Source organism: Leisingera sp. F5 (genome assembly GCF_001593695.1).
The window spans coordinates 1-1,854 of sequence record NZ_LUKH01000684.1 but is presented as its reverse complement, the minus strand read 5'-3'; the positions used below and the strand labels follow the sequence as shown (position 1 = coordinate 1,854).

At 60.8% G+C, this 1,854-nt stretch carries 3 protein-coding genes; all 3 read right to left on the bottom strand.

The window, feature by feature from the left end; genetic code table 11:
* Nucleotides 1-703: CaiB/BaiF CoA-transferase family protein (locus A2I95_RS34780; RefSeq protein ID WP_291737126.1), on the bottom strand; the 703-nt coding region annotated here is incomplete at its 3' end.
* Nucleotides 704-1,197: 494 nt separating this feature from the next.
* Complete coding sequence (locus A2I95_RS34775; RefSeq protein ID WP_156916804.1) at nucleotides 1,198-1,413, bottom strand: hypothetical protein; 216 nt, start codon at nucleotides 1,411-1,413, stop codon at nucleotides 1,198-1,200.
* A gap of 57 nt (nucleotides 1,414-1,470) precedes the next feature.
* Nucleotides 1,471-1,803, bottom strand: coding sequence for a hypothetical protein (locus A2I95_RS34770; RefSeq protein WP_291737124.1), 333 nt, complete (start codon nucleotides 1,801-1,803; stop codon nucleotides 1,471-1,473).
* Nucleotides 1,804-1,854: the final 51 nt, after the last annotated feature.

Sequence of the window (1,854 nt, the reverse complement as noted above, 5' to 3'; positions counted from 1 at the left end):
CGATATTCGGATGATCATTGCCCAGCCGCACCGGACTGTCGCCGGTTGCCAGATAGTTCATTGCCTGGTTTGCCAGCAGGGCCGTCGCGCAATCCATCAGCGACATATCCAGATGCTGGCCGCGGCCCGTTGTGTGGCGCTGCTCCACTGCCGCCAGGATGCCGATGGTGCCATAAAGCCCGGTGACAATATCGGTGATCGCCACCCCCACCTTCTGCGGCTGGCCATCCTGCGCGCCGGTGATCGACATCAGCCCAGACATGCCCTGCAGCAGAAAGTCATACCCTGCCCGTTTGGCATAAGGCCCGTCCTGGCCAAATCCGGTGACCGAGCAGTAGATCAGGCGCGGATTGATCTGCACCAGGCTGTCGTAATCCATTCCGTATTTCTTCAGACCTCCAACCTTGAAGTTCTCGACCAGGATGTCTGCGTCACGGATCAGATCAAGGACAGTCTGCTTGCCCTCCTCAGTCCGGAAATCAGCAATTACACAGTCCTTGCCCCGGTTGGCGGCATAGTAATAGGCGGCGGTCTTGTCACCGTCCCGCTCAATGAACGGCGGCCCCCATTTGCGGGTATCGTCGCCGTCCGGGCTTTCCACCTTCACCACTTCGGCGCCCAGATCCGCCAGCGACTGGCCGATCCAGGGCCCGGCCAGGATACGGGCAAGTTCAACCACCTTAAGGCCGGCTAGCGGGGTCATGGGCATTCCTCCCTGTTGGTGCCTGTGTCCTTCGGATCATGCTTAGCGGCTGCAGCACGTTCCCGCAAGATTTGATCAAATACATAAAGGCCCGCCGTCAGCGGCACCGGAATTTCACCAAAACTCCGGCGCGGAAAACCGGGGTTTCCGGTTCGTTTCCCATGCCGGGAGACGGCCCGCCTCAAACCACTGATCCCATCCGTCCTGATAGTAGCCCGCCAGCGCATGGAATCTCAGCGTATTGGCAGCGCTCAGCATTGCGTCATCAGCTAGCGTCTTGACCGCGGTGGTCTTTTCACCTTTTCCTGGGAGACCAGGTGAGCTCCCGTTCGGCGAAGGCAACCCGACTGGTGGAGGTGTCGCAATAGCGGAAGAAGCGGGATTCCGCAGGCACTTTTGACCGGTGTTCCAAGCGTTCCAACCAATGCACCGACACCGGGCGGCGGTAGCGGCGGGTGAAAACCAGATGGCCGCCGTCAGCCCAGCTTTGCGTGTCATGCCAGCACCTCGACCTCAAACGGATCGAACCAGTGGCCGCGGTACCATTCGCGGCTGCTCCCCTGGAACTCACCGGACAACAGCGTGCCGTCGTCGCCCAGCAAGTTCACAAAACGGTAGCGCGCTTCAACAGCAGGGACTGATCGAGACTGCCCGCACTGCGACGCATTCGGCGTTGTCTTCTTAGGTGACGGCGAACTCAACGCTGTCATAGTCAATGCGCTGCCTGAGAGGATGATAGCCATCATACCGCAGCCAGCCAGAGCGCGTCAGCGCCCTTGCAGCACGATATCGCCCTCGTCCAAAGACGCCCAGAAAGGGGTACCGCTAGTGTCCAAAGCCCAGAATTCATCCCAAAATCCGCGCCCGTAAGCAAACCGCGCATGGCCCAGGATCTGCAAACTCCGGCCGCCTAGCCGGGTCGTTCCACCCAGGCCGAACAGCATCGGCGTCGCGTGCATGATGCCTGCTTCGCCCGCCAGCCGCGCCTGCGCATCCTCGATGAATAGGGTGGTGCCGCAGGACTCGCAGGCTGTCAGCTTGACCGCGGCCGCAGCCGGGGTCACCGGGCTGGCGCAATTGGGGCAGTGAAACGTGCTCATGACTACCCAATTCCTTAAGCCCGCAATCAATTCAAGCGGGAAGTCCGGGAC

Coding starts and splice junctions, on each gene's coding strand:
- A2I95_RS34775 (WP_156916804.1), bottom strand. CDS start 1,413: ATGACAGCGTTGAGTTCGCCGTCACCTAAGAAGACAACGCCGAATGCG.
- A2I95_RS34770 (WP_291737124.1), bottom strand. CDS start 1,803: ATGAGCACGTTTCACTGCCCCAATTGCGCCAGCCCGGTGACCCCGGCT.